Source organism: Cedecea sp. FDAARGOS_727 (genome assembly GCF_012273235.1).
Taxonomy (GTDB): Bacteria; Pseudomonadota; Gammaproteobacteria; order Enterobacterales; family Enterobacteriaceae; genus Cedecea; species Cedecea davisae.
Genome location: NZ_CP050966.1, coordinates 1,807,945 through 1,826,075, shown reverse-complemented (window position 1 = coordinate 1,826,075; position 18,131 = coordinate 1,807,945). Strand labels below are relative to the sequence as shown.

At 52.4% G+C, this 18,131-nt stretch carries 13 protein-coding genes, 1 tRNA gene and 3 rRNA genes; 12 read left to right on the top strand and 5 right to left on the bottom strand.

All coding sequences use genetic code 11. From position 1 onward, the window contains the following. The first annotated feature begins 21 nt into the window (after positions 1-21). From rbsB to rbsR, 3 genes are all read left to right on the top strand, one after another. On the top strand, positions 22-909 hold the full coding sequence (gene rbsB / locus FOC35_RS08780) for a ribose ABC transporter substrate-binding protein RbsB (protein WP_172568696.1): 888 nt from the start codon (positions 22-24) through the stop codon (positions 907-909). A 68-nt stretch (positions 910-977) separates the two neighbouring features. Then, positions 978-1,904, top strand: coding sequence for a ribokinase (gene rbsK / locus FOC35_RS08775; RefSeq protein ID WP_172568695.1), 927 nt, complete (start codon positions 978-980; stop codon positions 1,902-1,904). Positions 1,905-1,907: 3 nt separating this feature from the next. After that, entirely contained in the window at positions 1,908-2,900 is a 993-nt protein-coding gene (gene rbsR / locus FOC35_RS08770) for a ribose operon transcriptional repressor RbsR (RefSeq protein ID WP_172568694.1), read from the top strand. Here the strand turns inward: rbsR and mdtD are convergent. Together mdtD and FOC35_RS08760 are read right to left on the bottom strand one after the other, a co-directional pair. Further along, positions 2,897-4,291, bottom strand: coding sequence for a multidrug transporter subunit MdtD (gene mdtD / locus FOC35_RS08765; RefSeq protein WP_172568693.1), 1,395 nt, complete (start codon positions 4,289-4,291; stop codon positions 2,897-2,899). The two genes, rbsR and mdtD, sit on opposite strands and share 4 nt — an antisense overlap. Positions 4,292-4,321: 30 nt before the next feature. Then, positions 4,322-5,020, bottom strand: coding sequence for a FadR/GntR family transcriptional regulator (locus FOC35_RS08760; RefSeq protein WP_172568692.1), 699 nt, complete (start codon positions 5,018-5,020; stop codon positions 4,322-4,324). Between the two features lie 473 nt (positions 5,021-5,493). Between FOC35_RS08760 and FOC35_RS08755 the strand changes: the two genes are divergently transcribed. From FOC35_RS08755 to rrf, 4 genes are all read left to right on the top strand, one after another. Next, positions 5,494-7,035 (top strand): 16S ribosomal RNA (locus FOC35_RS08755). 85 nt (positions 7,036-7,120) lie between these two features. Next, positions 7,121-7,196 (top strand) — tRNA-Glu (locus FOC35_RS08750). A gap of 211 nt (positions 7,197-7,407) precedes the next feature. Next, positions 7,408-10,315, top strand: a 23S ribosomal RNA gene (locus FOC35_RS08745). A 94-nt stretch (positions 10,316-10,409) separates the two neighbouring features. Further along, a 5S ribosomal RNA gene (gene rrf, locus FOC35_RS08740) occupies positions 10,410-10,525 on the top strand. The 16S, 23S and 5S rRNA genes sit together here with 1 tRNA gene alongside, the layout of an rRNA operon. Before the next feature lie 91 nt (positions 10,526-10,616). On the opposite strand, the gene mobB is transcribed toward rrf, so the two are convergent. Together mobB and mobA are read right to left on the bottom strand one after the other, a co-directional pair. Then, positions 10,617-11,141: a molybdopterin-guanine dinucleotide biosynthesis protein MobB gene (mobB, locus tag FOC35_RS08735; RefSeq protein WP_172568691.1), complete on the bottom strand. Its 525-nt coding sequence runs from the start codon at positions 11,139-11,141 to the stop codon at positions 10,617-10,619. Further along, positions 11,126-11,707 (bottom strand): molybdenum cofactor guanylyltransferase MobA, encoded by a 582-nt coding sequence (gene mobA, locus FOC35_RS08730; RefSeq protein WP_172568690.1) that lies wholly within the window; start codon positions 11,705-11,707, stop codon positions 11,126-11,128. The genes mobB and mobA overlap by 16 nt, the downstream gene beginning before the upstream one ends. Positions 11,708-11,781: 74 nt before the next feature. On the opposite strand from mobA, the gene FOC35_RS08725 reads away from it, so the two are divergent. From FOC35_RS08725 to dsbA, 3 genes are all read left to right on the top strand, one after another. Next, on the top strand, positions 11,782-12,051 hold the full coding sequence (locus FOC35_RS08725) for a YihD family protein (RefSeq protein WP_172568689.1): 270 nt from the start codon (positions 11,782-11,784) through the stop codon (positions 12,049-12,051). 76 nt (positions 12,052-12,127) lie between these two features. After that, positions 12,128-13,114, top strand: coding sequence for a serine/threonine protein kinase (locus tag FOC35_RS08720; protein ID WP_172568688.1), 987 nt, complete (start codon positions 12,128-12,130; stop codon positions 13,112-13,114). Positions 13,115-13,141: 27 nt separating this feature from the next. Further along, the gene (dsbA, locus tag FOC35_RS08715) at positions 13,142-13,765 is read left to right on the top strand and encodes a thiol:disulfide interchange protein DsbA (protein WP_016538851.1); all 624 of its coding nucleotides are present in this window, start codon (positions 13,142-13,144) and stop codon (positions 13,763-13,765) included. 14 nt (positions 13,766-13,779) lie between these two features. On the opposite strand, the gene FOC35_RS08710 is transcribed toward dsbA, so the two are convergent. Next, positions 13,780-14,688 carry an acyltransferase gene (locus FOC35_RS08710; protein WP_016538852.1) on the bottom strand — a complete coding sequence of 303 codons (909 nt, stop codon included), beginning with the start codon at positions 14,686-14,688 and terminating at the stop codon, positions 13,780-13,782. 40 nt (positions 14,689-14,728) lie between these two features. On the opposite strand from FOC35_RS08710, the gene FOC35_RS08705 reads away from it, so the two are divergent. After that, positions 14,729-14,887: a hypothetical protein gene (locus FOC35_RS08705; RefSeq protein ID WP_172568687.1), complete on the top strand. Its 159-nt coding sequence runs from the start codon at positions 14,729-14,731 to the stop codon at positions 14,885-14,887. A 247-nt stretch (positions 14,888-15,134) separates the two neighbouring features. After that, the gene (polA, locus tag FOC35_RS08700) at positions 15,135-17,921 is read left to right on the top strand and encodes a DNA polymerase I (protein WP_172568686.1); all 2,787 of its coding nucleotides are present in this window, start codon (positions 15,135-15,137) and stop codon (positions 17,919-17,921) included. Positions 17,922-18,131: the final 210 nt, after the last annotated feature.

The window sequence follows — 18,131 nt, the reverse complement described above, 5'->3', positions numbered from 1 at the left end:
AACCCTACAGGACATCTGACTATGAATATGAAAAAACTGGCTACTCTGGTTTCTGCCGTAGCGCTTAGCGCCACCGTAAGCGCCAATGCGATGGCTAAAGACACTATCGCGCTGGTGGTTTCCACTCTGAATAACCCGTTCTTCGTGTCGCTGAAAGACGGCGCGCAGAAAGAAGCCGACAAACTAGGTTACAACCTGGTCGTGCTCGACTCGCAGAACAACCCGGCTAAAGAGCTGGCTAACGTGCAGGACTTAACCGTTCGCGGCACCAAACTGATGTTGATTAACCCAACCGACTCTGACGCGGTAGGTAACGCCGTCAAAATGGCTAACCAGGCTAAAATCCCGGTGATCACTCTTGACCGCGTAGCCAGCCAGGGCACGGTTGTCAGCCACATCGCTTCTGATAACGTAGCGGGCGGTAAAATGGCCGGTGATTTCATTGCTAAGAAACTGGGCGAAGGCGCTAAAGTGATTGAGCTGCAGGGCATTGCCGGTGCATCCGCCGCCCGTGAACGTGGCGAAGGCTTCAAACAGGCTGTTGCGGCGCATAAATTTGACGTACTGGCCAGCCAGCCGGCCGACTTCGACCGCACCAAAGGCCTGAACGTTATGCAGAACCTGCTGACTGCGCACCCGAACGTGCAGGCCGTGTTTGCTCAGAACGACGAAATGGCGCTTGGCGCGCTGCGTGCGCTGCAAACTGCCGGAAAATCTGACGTGCTGGTGGTTGGCTTTGACGGTACGGCTGACGGAGTGAAAGCGGTTGAAGGCGGTAAGCTGGGCGCGACCGTGGCCCAGATGGCTGACCAAATCGGCGTTATCGGCGTGGAAACCGCTGATAAAGTGCTGAAGGGCGAGAAAGTGGATGCAAAAATCCCGGTAGATTTAAAACTCGTCACTAAATAAGACTAAAAGAAAAGCAGGGCACCGCGCCACTCCGCAGGGAGTGGCGTATCTAAACTGGATATTAAGAAATGAAAAGCACAGGCAAACTCGTCGTTCTTGGCAGCATCAACGCTGACCATATCCTTAACCTCGAAGATTTCCCTGCTCCGGGTGAAACCGTCACCGGCCAGGGCTACCAGGTGGCGTTCGGCGGTAAAGGTGCGAATCAGGCAGTTGCGGCAGGGCGCAGCGGAGCGGATATCGCTTTTATTGCCTGTGTTGGCGATGACGATACCGGCGGGCGCGTGTGCAAACAGCTCGCCAGCGACGGCATCGACACCGCGCCAATCAGCACTATTAAAGATGAAGCAACCGGCGTGGCGCTGATTTTCGTCAACGAGTCGGGCGAGAACGTTATCGGCATTCATTCAGGGGCCAACGCGGCCTTAACGCCGGATCTTGTTGCGGCGCAGCAGCAAAAAATCGCCGAGGCTTCTGCTTTATTAATGCAGCTAGAATCTCCGCTGGATAGCGTGCTTGCGGCGGCAAAAATAGCCCATCAAAACCAGACCAAAGTTATTCTCAACCCGGCACCGGCCTGCGAGCTTTCCGATGAGCTGCTGTCGCTGCTGGATATGATCACCCCGAACGAAACCGAAGCTGAAAAGCTGACCGGCGTGCGGGTAGAAAACGATGAAGATGCCGCTAAAGCTGCTGATGTACTGCACGGTAAAGGCATCGATACCGTCATTATTACGCTCGGTAGCCGCGGGGTGTGGCTAAGCGAGAAAGGTCACGGGCAGCGAGTGCCGGGCTTTAAAGTCAAAGCCGTAGACACTATTGCTGCCGGAGACACCTTTAACGGCGCGCTGGTGACAGCCCTGCTGGAAGAGAAGCCGATGGAAGAGGCCGTTCGTTTTGCCCATGCGGCAGCGGCAATTGCGGTCACTCGTAAAGGTGCTCAGCCATCGGTGCCTTGGCGCCATGAAATCGATGAGTTTCTGCAACAGAGGTAAACCGTGGCGACCATGAAAGATGTCGCCCGCCTGGCGGGCGTTTCTACCTCAACCGTTTCTCACGTCATTAATAGCGATCGCTTCGTTAGCGATGCTATTCGCCAGAAAGTTGAGGATGCGGTTAAGACGCTGAATTATGCCCCTTCTGCGCTGGCGCGAAGCCTCAAGCTCAATCAAACCCACACCATCGGGATGCTTATTACCGCCAGTAGCAACCCCTTTTATTCAGAACTGGTGCGTGGCGTTGAGCGCAGCTGCTTTGAACGCGGTTACAGCCTGGTGCTGTGCAACACAGAGGGGGACGAGCACCGCATGAACCGAAATCTGGAAACGCTGCTGCAAAAGCGGGTGGATGGATTGCTTCTGCTGTGCACCGAAACGCACCAGCCCTCACCGGAAATTATTAACCGCTATCCGACTATCCCGACCGTGATGATGGACTGGGCGCCGTTCGAAGGGCAAAGCGATGTCATTCAGGACAACTCGCTGCTCGGCGGTGAGATGGCGACACAGCATCTTATTGATAACGGCTATACCCGTATCGCCTGTATTGCCGGGCCGCAGGATAAAACCCCGGCGCGGCTGCGTCTTGAAGGCTACCGTAAAGCGATGGCGCAGGCGGGGCTGGAAATCCTCCCCGGCTATGAAATTATCGGTGACTTTGAATTCCAGGGCGGTTTCAGCGCAATGGGCGAGCTGCTGGCGCTCGAGGAGCGGCCCGATGCGGTATTTATGGGTAACGATGCGATGGCCGTTGGGGCTTATCATGCTTTATATCAGGCTGGCCTGAGCGTACCGCAGGATATGGCCGTTATTGGCTACGACGATATTGAGCTTGCCCGCTATATGACGCCGCCGCTCACCACTATTCATCAGCCAAAAGATGAGCTGGGAGAGCTGGCGGTTGACGTGCTTATCCATCGAATGGCGCAGCCCGACCTGGCGCAGCAGCGTTTACTGCTGACGCCAGAGCTGGTGGAACGCGGTTCGGTTTAGTGTTTATGACGTTCTTTAATTAAGTTGCGCCCGTCTTTTGGGCGCAGCAGCAGAAAGACCGCCGAGGAAACCAGCGTTATCGCTCCCATCGTCAGCAGGGTGTAGTGGAACTGCTCGATGGTATTGACGTTATCCACTCCTTCCCAGGCGCGCAGAACCGCGGCGCTAACCGCAACCCCCAGGCTTATCGAAAGTTGCTGAGTCACCGCCAGCACGCTGTTACCGCTGCTGGCGTTTTCGTCCGTCAGGTCGGCAAGGGTGATGGTGTTCATCGCTGTGAACTGAGTCGACATCGCCATACCTAATATAAAGAGAGGAAGAATCAGCAGCCAAACCTCCATCCCCGGCGATTGCAGCGAAAACTGGCCGATAAGCAGACCTATCACCAGCGTTATGCCGACCAGCGTTTTACGATAGCCAAGCCAGCGTAGTACCTGAGTGACTGTTGATTTGGCCAGGAGCGAACCCACGGCCGTGGGTGCCATCATGCAGCCAGCTATCAGCGCCGAGTAGCCAAAGCCAACTTGCAACATCAGCGGCATCAGGAACGGTACGCAGCCGGTACCAAGGCGTGAGGCAATATTGCCTACAATGCCAACCGAGAAAGTTCGTGTCTTAAAGAGAGGAAGAGGAATAAGCGGTGCAGGAACGCGGCGAGCGTGCCAGATATAGGCTAATAAAAGAAGGATGCCGCCGAAGATGACCAGCATGCCGATGTAGCTGGCAACAATCCGCTCCCCAAACAGCTCAACGCCGCTTGAGATCATCACCAGACCCGCGCCAAAAAGCAGGAAGCCGCTCATATCAAACCCGCGCTTCGGCGTAGTGAAGTTGGGCATATATTTGCGCGCGTACAGCAGTCCCAGGATACCAATTGGAATATTGATTAAGAAGATCCAGTGCCAGCTTGCCCAGGTGACCAGCACCCCGCCGAGCAACGGCCCCAGAATCGGCCCGACCAGGCCGGGCATGGTGACGAAGTTGAGCACCGGTAATAATTCGCTGCGCGGGTAGGCCCGCAGTAAAGCAAGCCGCGCCACCGGCATCATCATGGCCCCGCCAATCCCCTGAACGACGCGGAAAGCCACCAGTTCAGTTAAGGTGCCGGACATGGCACAGGCGAAAGACCCGAGGGTAAAGAGGCTAACGGCAATCATAAACACGCGCCGCGTGCCGAAACGGTCGGCCAGCCAGCCGCTAACCGGGATAAGCATGGCAACGGTTAAGGTGTAGCTAATGATGGCAGCCTGCATTGCCAGCGGAGAGCGGTTAAGGCTATGGGCGATAGCCGGTAGCGCGGTATTAAGAATGGTGGCATCCAGCGCCTGCATAAAGAAAGCCATTGCGGCTATCCACGGAAGCCCGGCCATGCTGCGTGCTGTTTTAGTCATTATGATCCTGAAGGTTGAATACGCCTGAAATTACCGATGAGTGAACGGTTCCTTTAACAGTGCCTGGCAGGCGTTAAGCGCGGCCTGCGCCTCTCCATGGACAATGGCATCGACAATGGCCTGATGCGAGTCGAGCTTAATCACTTCATTATCGGTAATCGCGGTGAAGTAATTGTAATAAATAGACCTGAATAAGTTCGCGAAAGATGTCATGAAAGGGTTACCACTCATTTCATAGATAAGCTCGTGATAAGCCATGTCCACCTCAACCCAGCGCTGGCGGTCGAAGGTGTGCTGCAATTCAATCATTTGCTCCATCAGGCGCATCAGTTCCGTACGCTGCTCTTCATTACTGTTTATTGCTGCTAATGCGCAGGCCTGCGGCTCCAGGCTATTACGCATAATCAGAAAGTCTTCTACTACATAGCTGAAGTTGTCTTTGGTCATCCACCAGGAGATAAGCTCCTTATCAAGGAAGTTCCAGTGGCTGCGTGGCATAACACGAGTGCCGATTCTCGGCCGGGATAACAGCATGCCTTTGGCGGTTAGCGTCTTTACGGCTTCACGAACTGCGGTGCGGCTGACGCCAAACAACTCTCCCAGCTCGATCTCACCCGGTAGAATGCTGCCGACAGCATATTCTCCCTTTAGTATTCGCTGGGCCAGGTTCTCCGCCAGCATATAAGAAAGGTTTTTTTGGGCGGCTAGTTGTTGGGTGGATAAAGACATAAAGCATTTCCTTAAGCAGTATTTCGCAGCCTAGTATGCCATTGGCAGCAATTTAGCGGTGATTTATGCAGCAAATGCCCGTTATTTGCTGGCTTTCTGTACTTGGTTGGTGAAAAAGAATGCGGTCAGAAAGTTTTTTCAAATTAGGGGTTGTCAGGCTCTGAGAACTCCCTATAATGCGCCTCCACTGACACGGCAAAGCGGCTTCGAAAGCGGCTTAACAACCCGGTAGTCAGTCAGACGAAAGCGAAAATAAACGCTTGACTCTGAAAGAGGAAGGCGTAATATACGCCACCTCGAGTTAGCAAGCGAAAGCGCGTAACTCACTGCTCTTTAACAATTTATCAGACAATCTGTGTGGGCACTCGCAGGATTGATATCTCAGCATCTTCGGATGCAAAAAAATATCAAGTCTTGAAGAGTGACTACTGATTTTATAAACAGTTTTAATTCTTTGAGCATCAAACACTTTTAAATTGAAGAGTTTGATCATGGCTCAGATTGAACGCTGGCGGCAGGCCTAACACATGCAAGTCGAGCGGTAACAGGGAGTAGCTTGCTACTTTGCTGACGAGCGGCGGACGGGTGAGTAATGTCTGGGGATCTGCCTGATGGAGGGGGATAACTACTGGAAACGGTAGCTAATACCGCATAACGTCGCAAGACCAAAGAGGGGGACCTTCGGGCCTCTTGCCATCGGATGAACCCAGATGGGATTAGCTAGTAGGTGGGGTAATGGCTCACCTAGGCGACGATCCCTAGCTGGTCTGAGAGGATGACCAGCCACACTGGAACTGAGACACGGTCCAGACTCCTACGGGAGGCAGCAGTGGGGAATATTGCACAATGGGCGCAAGCCTGATGCAGCCATGCCGCGTGTGTGAAGAAGGCCTTCGGGTTGTAAAGCACTTTCAGCGAGGAGGAAGGCATTAAGGTTAATAACCTTGGTGATTGACGTTACTCGCAGAAGAAGCACCGGCTAACTCCGTGCCAGCAGCCGCGGTAATACGGAGGGTGCAAGCGTTAATCGGAATTACTGGGCGTAAAGCGCACGCAGGCGGTTTGTTAAGTCGGATGTGAAATCCCCGGGCTCAACCTGGGAACTGCATTCGAAACTGGCAAGCTTGAGTCTTGTAGAGGGGGGTAGAATTCCAGGTGTAGCGGTGAAATGCGTAGAGATCTGGAGGAATACCGGTGGCGAAGGCGGCCCCCTGGACAAAGACTGACGCTCAGGTGCGAAAGCGTGGGGAGCAAACAGGATTAGATACCCTGGTAGTCCACGCCGTAAACGATGTCGACTTGGAGGTTGTGCCCTTGAGGCGTGGCTTCCGGAGCTAACGCGTTAAGTCGACCGCCTGGGGAGTACGGCCGCAAGGTTAAAACTCAAATGAATTGACGGGGGCCCGCACAAGCGGTGGAGCATGTGGTTTAATTCGATGCAACGCGAAGAACCTTACCTACTCTTGACATCCAGAGAACTTTCCAGAGATGGATTGGTGCCTTCGGGAACTCTGAGACAGGTGCTGCATGGCTGTCGTCAGCTCGTGTTGTGAAATGTTGGGTTAAGTCCCGCAACGAGCGCAACCCTTATCCTTTGTTGCCAGCGGTTCGGCCGGGAACTCAAAGGAGACTGCCAGTGATAAACTGGAGGAAGGTGGGGATGACGTCAAGTCATCATGGCCCTTACGAGTAGGGCTACACACGTGCTACAATGGCGCATACAAAGAGAAGCGACCTCGCGAGAGCAAGCGGACCTCATAAAGTGCGTCGTAGTCCGGATTGGAGTCTGCAACTCGACTCCATGAAGTCGGAATCGCTAGTAATCGTAGATCAGAATGCTACGGTGAATACGTTCCCGGGCCTTGTACACACCGCCCGTCACACCATGGGAGTGGGTTGCAAAAGAAGTAGGTAGCTTAACCTTCGGGAGGGCGCTTACCACTTTGTGATTCATGACTGGGGTGAAGTCGTAACAAGGTAACCGTAGGGGAACCTGCGGTTGGATCACCTCCTTACCTAAAAGATACAACCCGCGTAGTGCTCACACAGATTGTCTGATAGATGTAGAGAAGCAAGGCGTCTTGCGATTGAGACTTCAGTGTCCCCTTCGTCTAGAGGCCCAGGACACCGCCCTTTCACGGCGGTAACAGGGGTTCGAATCCCCTAGGGGACGCCACTTGCTGGTATGTAAGTGAAAGTTGCGTGCCGAACTATCTCAAAACTGACTTGAAAGAGTCATGTTTGAGATATTTGCTCTTTAACAATCCGGAACAAGCTGAAAATTGAAACGACACACTGTTTCTGTTCTCCGTAATAAGAACAGAATAGAAGTGTGTTCGAGTCTCTCAAATTTTCATAATTCGAAGCGAAACATCTTCGGGTTGTGAGGTTAAGCGACTAAGCGTACACGGTGGATGCCCTGGCAGTCAGAGGCGATGAAGGACGTGCTAATCTGCGATAAGCGTCGGTAAGGTGATATGAACCGTTATAGCCGGCGATTTCCGAATGGGGAAACCCAGTGTGTTTCGACACACTATCGTTAAGTGAATACATAGCTTAACGAAGCGAACCGGGGGAACTGAAACATCTAAGTACCCCGAGGAAAAGAAATCAACCGAGATTCCCCCAGTAGCGGCGAGCGAACGGGGAGCAGCCCAGAACCTGAATCAGTTTGTGTGTTAGTGGAAGCGTCTGGAAAGTCGCAGGGTACAGGGTGATACTCCCGTACACTAAAATGCACATACTGTGAGTTCGAAGAGTAGGGCGGGACACGTGGTATCCTGTCTGAATATGGGGGGACCATCCTCCAAGGCTAAATACTCCTGACTGACCGATAGTGAACCAGTACCGTGAGGGAAAGGCGAAAAGAACCCCGGCGAGGGGAGTGAAACAGAACCTGAAACCGTGTACGTACAAGCAGTGGGAGCCTCATTTATGGGGTGACTGCGTACCTTTTGTATAATGGGTCAGCGACTTATATTCTGTAGCAAGGTTAACCGTATAGGGGAGCCGCAGGGAAACCGAGTCTTAACTGGGCGTTAAGTTGCAGGGTATAGACCCGAAACCCGGTGATCTAGCCATGGGCAGGTTGAAGGTTGGGTAACACTAACTGGAGGACCGAACCGACTAATGTTGAAAAATTAGCGGATGACTTGTGGCTGGGGGTGAAAGGCCAATCAAACCGGGAGATAGCTGGTTCTCCCCGAAAGCTATTTAGGTAGCGCCTCGTGAACTCATCTTCGGGGGTAGAGCACTGTTTCGGCTAGGGGGCCATCCCGGCTTACCAACCCGATGCAAACTACGAATACCGAAGAATGTTATCACGGGAGACACACGGCGGGTGCTAACGTCCGTCGTGAAGAGGGAAACAACCCAGACCGCCAGCTAAGGTCCCAAAGTCATGGTTAAGTGGGAAACGATGTGGGAAGGCACAGACAGCCAGGATGTTGGCTTAGAAGCAGCCATCATTTAAAGAAAGCGTAATAGCTCACTGGTCGAGTCGGCCTGCGCGGAAGATGTAACGGGGCTAAACCATGCACCGAAGCTGCGGCAGCGACGCTTATGCGTTGTTGGGTAGGGGAGCGTTCTGTAAGCCGTTGAAGGTGGACTGTGAGGTCTGCTGGAGGTATCAGAAGTGCGAATGCTGACATAAGTAACGATAAAGCGGGTGAAAAGCCCGCTCGCCGGAAGACCAAGGGTTCCTGTCCAACGTTAATCGGGGCAGGGTGAGTCGACCCCTAAGGCGAGGCCGAAAGGCGTAGTCGATGGGAAACAGGTTAATATTCCTGTACTTGGTGTTACTGCGAAGGGGGGACGGAGAAGGCTATGTTAGCCGGGCGACGGTTGTCCCGGTTTAAGCATGTAGGCGGGAAGTTTAGGTAAATCCGGACTTCTGTTAACGCTGAGGTGTGATGACGAGGCACTACGGTGCTGAAGTAACAAATGCCCTGCTTCCAGGAAAAGCCTCTAAGCATCAGGTAACATTAAATCGTACCCCAAACCGACACAGGTGGTCAGGTAGAGAATACCAAGGCGCTTGAGAGAACTCGGGTGAAGGAACTAGGCAAAATGGTGCCGTAACTTCGGGAGAAGGCACGCTGTCGGTAGGTGAAACCCCTTGCGGGTGGAGCTGAAGGCAGTCGAAGATACCAGCTGGCTGCAACTGTTTATTAAAAACACAGCACTGTGCAAACACGAAAGTGGACGTATACGGTGTGACGCCTGCCCGGTGCCGGAAGGTTAATTGATGGGGTTATCCGCAAGGAGAAGCTCTTGATCGAAGCCCCGGTAAACGGCGGCCGTAACTATAACGGTCCTAAGGTAGCGAAATTCCTTGTCGGGTAAGTTCCGACCTGCACGAATGGCGTAATGATGGCCAGGCTGTCTCCACCCGAGACTCAGTGAAATTGAAATCGCTGTGAAGATGCAGTGTACCCGCGGCAAGACGGAAAGACCCCGTGAACCTTTACTATAGCTTGACACTGAACATTGAGCCTTGATGTGTAGGATAGGTGGGAGGCTTTGAAGCGTGGACGCCAGTCTGCGTGGAGCCAACCTTGAAATACCACCCTTTAATGTTTGATGTTCTAACGTAGACCCGTGATCCGGGTTGCGGACAGTGTCTGGTGGGTAGTTTGACTGGGGCGGTCTCCTCCTAAAGCGTAACGGAGGAGCACGAAGGTTAGCTAATCACGGTCGGACATCGTGAGGTTAGTGCAAAGGCATAAGCTAGCTTGACTGCGAGAGTGACGGCTCGAGCAGGTGCGAAAGCAGGTCTTAGTGATCCGGTGGTTCTGAATGGAAGGGCCATCGCTCAACGGATAAAAGGTACTCCGGGGATAACAGGCTGATACCGCCCAAGAGTTCATATCGACGGCGGTGTTTGGCACCTCGATGTCGGCTCATCACATCCTGGGGCTGAAGTAGGTCCCAAGGGTATGGCTGTTCGCCATTTAAAGTGGTACGCGAGCTGGGTTTAGAACGTCGTGAGACAGTTCGGTCCCTATCTGCCGTGGGCGCTGGAGAATTGAGGGGGGCTGCTCCTAGTACGAGAGGACCGGAGTGGACGCATCACTGGTGTTCGGGTTGTCATGCCAATGGCATTGCCCGGTAGCTAAATGCGGAAGAGATAAGCGCTGAAAGCATCTAAGCGCGAAACTTGCCCCGAGATGAATTCTCCCTGGGTCCTTGAGACCCCTGAAGGGACGTTGAAGACTACGACGTTGATAGGCTGGGTGTGTAAGCGTAGCGATACGTTGAGCTAACCAGTACTAATGACCCGTGAGGCTTAACCTTACAACACCAAAGGTGTTTTGCGAGACAAATCGATTTTCAGCGAAGTTCAGGATTGAACTGATGGTCACGAGATGACGGTCAGTAACAGAATTTGCCTGGCGGCCGTAGCGCGGTGGTCCCACCTGACCCCATGCCGAACTCAGAAGTGAAACGCCGTAGCGCCGATGGTAGTGTGGGGTCTCCCCATGCGAGAGTAGGGAACTGCCAGGCATCAAATAAAACATCAAGGCCACCCTTACGGGTGGCCTTTTTGTGTTATGAGACAGTAAAAATGCCACTTTGCGGCTCCTTCTATTATCCTCTACTGCTGTTTTATCCAGTCAAGAATGAAATCAGCAATCATTTCCGGGTCATTGAGATCAAGACTTGGTACCGGGACCGGCAGCGTGACGTCGCTGGCTACGGCGATAACATGCCGATCGAGCTCCAGATCTTCAGCGCTGTGCCCCGTTTCACTCCGATACAGCACTATTTTCGCTACCGGTTCATGCTTAAAACCCTCAACCAGTACCAGATCCAGCATGCTGGCATCCATTCTTGAAACCAGATAGTCCAGGTTTAACTCCGGTTCTTCTGGTGTTTCAGTCATCAATGCCCAGCGCTTCTGGCTCGCGACTATGGTTTGGGCCGCGCCGGCTTTACGAAGCTCATAGCTGTCCTTACCGGGTTTATCGACATCCATATCGTGGTGAGTATGTTTTATCAGCCCCGGGCGGATGCCTCTCGCGAGTAAAAGAGGGATTAATTGCCTGAGCAGGGTGGTTTTTCCTGTCCCACTCCAGGCAGCAATTGCCAGTAAGGGGGGTTTAGTTAGTTTTTTTGCCATTGGGATAGCTCATCTGGCGTGTTGATGTTGGCAAAGCTGGCTTTATCGTTATTGAAAATAACTGCATGCCCGCCAGCACTAAGTAAAAACTGCATCACTCGCCTTTCTCCGGAGCGCAAATACTCGCTCAGAGATGAACGTAATGAGCGATGAATCAAAGTGACGCCAGGGTGATCGCGTTGGCCGTCATTAGCCCAGACTGCTAGCGAGTTGCCGCGAGCCTGCCAAAGGCGCTGAGCCAGGTCGTAGGGAATATTTGGCGTGTCGCAGGGGCAGAATAATAGCCAATCGCTTTCAACGGCCTTGATAACGGCTAGCATACCGGCCAGAGGCCCCTGATAGTCTGCTAATGAATCCTCAATTACGCGAACGTTCTGCTCGCGGTAAGTTTCGATATTCCTGTTGGCGCTAATAACGACATTGCCGACCTGCGGGGCTAAGGCTTGCAGAACATAGAGAAAAAGAGGCTTGCCGTTTAACAGGGCTAACCCCTTATCCTTCCCGCCCATTCTGCTTCCCCGGCCGCCGGCCAATACGACACCCGTTATCTCAGTTAATCTCTGCACCAATATCGCCTCTTTTAATGTGGGTTTGAGCCTGCTAACGTGTTGCTTCTCGCATGTGATAAGGGAACACCAACATGAAATGTAAGCGCCTCAACGAACTTCTTGAACTGCTTCAGCCCGCATGGCAGAAGGAGCCAGATCTTAACCTGATACAATTCTTACAGAAACTCGCCAGCGAGTCAGGCTATAACGGTGAACTTACCGATCTCACCGACGATGTGCTGATCTATCACCTGAAAATGCGTGATTCTGCAAAAGATGAAGCCATTCCTGGTCTTAAAAAAGATTATGAAGTGGACTTTAAAACGGCCCTGCTGCGGGCTCGTGGAGTAATTAAAGAGTAAAAGCTTGTAAGTCGGGGCACTTAAGCGGTTTTGAAATGTTATCCTGAAGTATTCGTATTTACTTCCGGTTGCCGGGATGACAGACAGCGCTTTTAATTTCCAGACTCTACACCCGGATACCATCATTGATGCCCTATTTGAACAGGGTATAAGGGTGGATTCGGGGCTAACGCCTTTAAACAGCTTTGAGAACCGCGTCTACCAGTTCCAGGATGAAGATCGCCAGCGCTTCGTGGTGAAGTTCTATCGTCCTCATCGCTGGTCACCTGAGCAAATTGAAGAAGAGCATCAATTTGCGCTGGAATTGCAGGCCGACGAAGTTCCTTTAGCTGCCCCTCTGCGTTTTGCCGGCAAAACCCTGTTGCAGCATCAGGGTTTTATGTTTGCCGTCTTCCCAAGCCTGGGCGGTCGCCAGTATGAAACCGATAATCTCGATCAAATGGAGTGGGTTGGTCGTTATCTGGGGCGCATTCATCAAACGGGTCGGCAGAAGCTGTTTCAGCATCGGCCTGGCATCGGGCTGGATGAATACCTTTTCCAGCCTCGCGAGCTGTTCGAGCAAAGTAAGCTTATTCCCGCAGCGCTTAAGAAAGAGTTCCTGATAGCGACTGACTCGTTAATAGAGGAAGTAAAACGCAGCTGGAACGCTGACTTTGAGCCACTTCGCCTGCACGGCGACTGCCATCCGGGCAATATTCTTTGGCGCGACGGGCCGCTGTTCGTTGACCTGGATGATGCCCGCAACGGCCCGGCAGTACAGGATATCTGGATGCTGCTTAACGGCGACAAAGCTGAACAGCGCATACAGCTGGAAACCATCATTGAGGCCTACGAAGAGTTCTCCCCGTTTGATACCGGCGAGCTGGCTCTTATCGAACCGTTACGCGCTATGCGTATTGTTTACTATCTCGCGTGGCTAATGCGGCGCTGGGATGACCCCGCATTCCCCCGAAACTTCCCGTGGTTTAGCGAGGAGGATTTCTGGAGAAGACAAACTGCAACATATCTAGAGCAGGTCCGGGTTCTGCGTGAACCTCCATTACAATTAACGCCAATGTATTAATCAGTAAAATTCAGGAGAGAGTTGATTATGAAGAAGATTTGGCTGGCGCTGGCGGGCATGATCCTGGCATTTAGCGCATCTGCAGCACAGTTTACCGACGGTAAACAGTACGTTACCCTGGACAAGCCGGCTACCGGTGAGCCGCAGGTATTAGAGTTTTTCTCTTTCTATTGCCCACACTGCTATCAGTTCGAACAGGTTCTTCATGTTTCTGATAACGTGAAGAAAAAGCTGCCGGAAGGCACCAAAATGACCAAATACCACGTCGAGTTCCTTGGCCCGTTGGGCAAAGACCTGACTCAGGCGTGGGCCGTTGCAATGGCGCTGGGTGTGGAAGATAAAATCACCTCCCCAATGTTTGAAGCCGTGCAGAAAAGCCAGACCGTGCAGAACGATGCCGATATCCGTAAAGTGTTTATCGACGCTGGCGTGAAGCCGGAAGAGTATGACGCGGCGTGGAACAGCTTCGTGGTGAAATCCCTGGTCGCTCAGCAGGAGAAAGCGGCTGCCGATCTTCAGCTGCAGGGCGTACCGGCTATGTACGTTAACGGTAAATATCAGCTGAATATGCAGGGCATGGATACCAGCAGCATGGATATCTTTGTTCAGCAGTATGCCGACACGGTGAAATACCTGGTCGAGAAGAAATAATAAGGAAAAGCCGGTCATTGACCGGCTTTTTTACCTCCAGCATGTAGCTGTTCAAGCTGCCCATCTTTTTCACTCCACAGCGTATTAAGCCACAGCTGAAAACGGCGTTTAAAATTCTTATCGTTAACGTAATCACCGTGCAGCTCTTCGCTAATCGGCACCAGCGAAATCCTCACCACAATTCTCGTCATCTTTCCTGAGAGCATATCGTAGAACGGTGATGATACATTTTCTGGATAGCACAACGTAACGTTCAGCATCTTGTCGAACTGCTTTCCTAATACGCCCATCGCCATCGCTATACCGGCCGCTTTTGGTGGCAGCAGGTAGTTAAAAGCTGAGCGAGTCTGAGTCTGCTTTTGTGGCGTGAAGCGCGAGCCTTCGACAAAATTCACGATAGTTGTAGGATGCGAGCGAAATTTCATGCAGGAGCGGCGGGTGGTTTCCACATCTTTACCCCGGCGTTCCGGATGGCGTAGCAAATAGGCTCGCGAATAGCGCTTCATAAAAGGCATATCCAGCGCCCAGCAGGCCAGCCCCATAAAAGGAACCCAGGCAAGTTGCTGTTTAAGAAAGTATTTATTCATCGGAATATGCTTGCGGAACAGCACGCACAGAATAACGATATCGGCCCAGCTGCGATGGTTACAAATCAGCAGATACCAGTTCTTTTTACTCAGCCCTTCCAGACCTTCCACATCCCATTTTAAATAAGGGTTGAGGCGTAACAGCAGCGCCAGTCCTTCGCACCAGCAATACATCATAAAGTCAGCAAATGCCGAGATCGAACGCCAGATGGCCGGAACGGGTAATAGCAGCTTAACGATCCCGGCAATAATGATCGGAACGGAGCAGGCGACCGTGAGCAAAATAGTCAGCACAACACTTAAAGTCAGGGTGAGCGCTGCGAGTAATCTCGACATAAATAATATTTCAGAAGGTTAGAATAGTGGAGATGCTGGTATGAACGACAATAAGCGGCGAATTTTATCAGAAACCCCTAATGGCGGCTCGGCAAATGAAAAGGATTTTAATCCGTTGCTTTTCGCGGCAGAACAAACTCTCGCCAGTTGTGGCTCGTCTGAGTATATATCCACATCAAACGATCCACTGCCTATTTAGTGCGGCTAAACTATCATTTAGTTAACTTCATGAAAATTATAAATATTTAATGTTTTCCTGAGAAGGATCATTTTATGGAATGCATAAGCTAAAAAAATATGCACAAACTTATCCACAGCATTGATCCTGCGTAGGATCGCCCAAACTACGAATTCTTTTCAGCATATTGCTGCCAATAGTTCATGTTTTTGTTCAGGCTATGGCATCCTTGAACAATAAATTAATCACAGGCATGGAACGGAACACTATGGTCCAGATCGCAGACAACCCGCTTATCCTCGTTGATGGCTCCTCCTACCTTTACCGGGCATATCACGCCTTTCCACCGCTGACGAACAGCCGTGGAGAGCCAACGGGGGCAATGTACGGCGTGCTTAACATGCTGCGTAGCCTGATTCTGCAATACCAGCCTACGCACGCGGCGGTGGTGTTTGATGCCAAAGGCAAAACGTTCCGTGATGAGCTATTTGAAGACTATAAATCGCATCGCCCGCCGATGCCGGACGATCTGAGAGCGCAGATTGAGCCGCTCCACGCGATGGTCAAAGCCATGGGGCTGCCACTGCTGGCGGTATCCGGCGTTGAGGCCGATGACGTTATCGGTACGCTGGCGCTGGAGGCTGAAAAAGTCGGCCGCCCGGTGCTTATCAGCACCGGTGATAAAGACATGGCGCAGCTGGTAACGCCGGGCGTTACGCTGATTAACACCATGACCAACACGATTCTGGGGCCGGAAGAAGTTCAGACCAAATACGGCGTGCCGCCGGAACTGATCATCGATTTCCTGGCTCTGATGGGCGATTCGTCGGATAACATCCCCGGCGTTCCCGGCGTGGGTGAAAAGACCGCCCAGGCGCTGCTGCAGGGGCTTGGTGGTCTGGACACACTTTATGCAAACCCGGAAAAAATTGCCGAGCTTTCTTTCCGCGGTGCTAAAACCATGGCGGCGAAGCTTGAGCAAAGCAAAGAGCTGGCCTACCTCTCCTACAAGCTGGCGACGATTAAAACCGACGTTGAGCTGGAGCTGGGCTGCGAGCAGCTTGAAGTCCAGCAGCCGGCGGCAGAAGAGCTGTTGGGGCTGTTTAAGCAGTATGAGTTTAAACGTTGGATAACCGACGTTGAAAACGGTAAATGGATGCAGGCTAAAGGCGCAAAACCGGCCGCTCAGCCGCAGAAAACTATCGAAATTGAGGCCGAACCGGAAGAGCCAGCCAGCCAGCTCTCTTATGACAACTACGTCACGATCCTCGATGAGAAAGTGCTGGTGGAATGGATTGAGCGCCTGAAAAAAGCGCCGCTTTTTGCCTTCGATACCGAAACCGACAGCCTGGATAATATCAGCGCCAACCTGGTCGGACTTTCCTTTGCCACCGAACCGGGCGTTGCCTGCTACATCCCTGTGGCACATGACTACCTTGATGCCCCGGATCAGATTTCCCGCGAGCGTGCTCTTGAGTTGCTGAAGCCGCTGCTGGAAGACGAAAAAACGCTGAAGGTTGGGCAAAACCTGAAGTATGACCGCGGCATCATGCAGAACTACGGCATTGAGCTGCGCGGCATTGCTTTTGACACCATGCTTGAATCCTACACGCTGGACAGCGTTGCTGGCCGCCACGATATGGACAGCCTCGCCGACCGCTGGCTGAAGCATAAAACCATCTCGTTTGAAGAGATTGCCGGTAAAGGCAAAAAACAGCTGACCTTCAACCAGATAGACCTGGAAACTGCCGGGCGCTATGCGGCGGAAGATGCCGACGTTACCCTCCAGCTGCACCTGAAAATGTGGCCGAAGCTTGAGAAGACCGAAGGTCCTCTGAATATCTTTAAAAACGTTGAAATGCCGCTGGTGCCGGTGATTTCCCGCATTGAGCGCAACGGCGTTAAAATCGATCCGGCTATCCTGCACGCGCATTCCCTGGAATTAACCAAACGCCTGGCCGAGCTGGAGCTGAAGGCTCATGAGATTGCCGGTGAGGAGTTTAATCTCTCCTCCACCAAGCAGCTGCAAACGATTCTGTTTGAGAAGCAGGGTATTAAACCCCTGAAGAAAACGCCGGGCGGAGCACCTTCTACGTCAGAAGAAGTGCTTGAAGAGCTGGCGCTGGACTACCCGCTGCCAAAAGTTATCCTCGAATACCGCGGGCTTGCCAAGTTGAAGTCCACCTATACCGATAAACTGCCGTTGATGATTAGCCCAAAAACCGGGCGTGTGCATACCTCTTATCATCAGGCCGTTACGGCAACCGGTCGTCTGTCTTCAACCGACCCGAACCTGCAAAATATTCCGGTACGCAACGAAGAAGGCCGCCGTATCCGCCAGGCCTTTATTGCGCCTGAGGATTACGTGATCCTCTCTGCGGACTACTCTCAGATTGAGCTGCGCATTATGGCCCATCTCTCCCGTGATAAAGGCCTGTTGACCGCCTTTGCTGAAGGGAAAGACATCCACCGTGCCACCGCCGCGGAAGTCTTTGGGCTACCGCTGGAGAGCGTAACCGGAGAGCAGCGCCGCAGCGCCAAGGCTATTAACTTTGGCCTGATTTACGGTATGAGCGCGTTCGGCCTCTCCCGCCAGCTCAACATCCCGCGTAAAGAGTCCCAGAAATATATGGATCTCTACTTCGAACGCTACCCGGGCGTGCTTGAGTACATGGAGCGCACGCGGGCGCAGGCAAAAGATAAAGGCTACGTTGAAACCCTGGATGGTCGTCGCTTATACCTGCCGGATATCAGCTCCAGCAACGGTGCCCGCCGTGCAGGTGCAGAGCGAGCGGCTATCAACGCCCCAATGCAGGGAACGGCGGCGGATATTATCAAACGAGCGATGATAGCCGTGGATGCCTGGCTGCTGGCGGACAAGCCGCGGGTGAAAATGATCATGCAGGTACACGATGAACTGGTGTTTGAAGTACATCAGGACGATGTGGAAGCCGTCTCCCGGAAAATCCACGAGCTGATGGAAAGCAGTATGACGCTCGACGTGCCGCTGCTGGTGGAAGTGGGCAGCGGTAAAAACTGGGATCAGGCACATTAATGCTAAAAGCTCAGATCACGTTTTTGTAACTAAGCAACATAAGTCATAGCTTTTTGTGATGATGGTTCAAGAATGTGATGCAAAAAGTGAAAAAAAACTACAAAAAATGCTTTTTTGAGCGATTAAAAAGGAGTAGAGTTATTCGCGTAGGGTACAGAGGTAAGATGTTCTATCTTTCAGACCTTTTACTTCACGTAATCGGATTTGGCT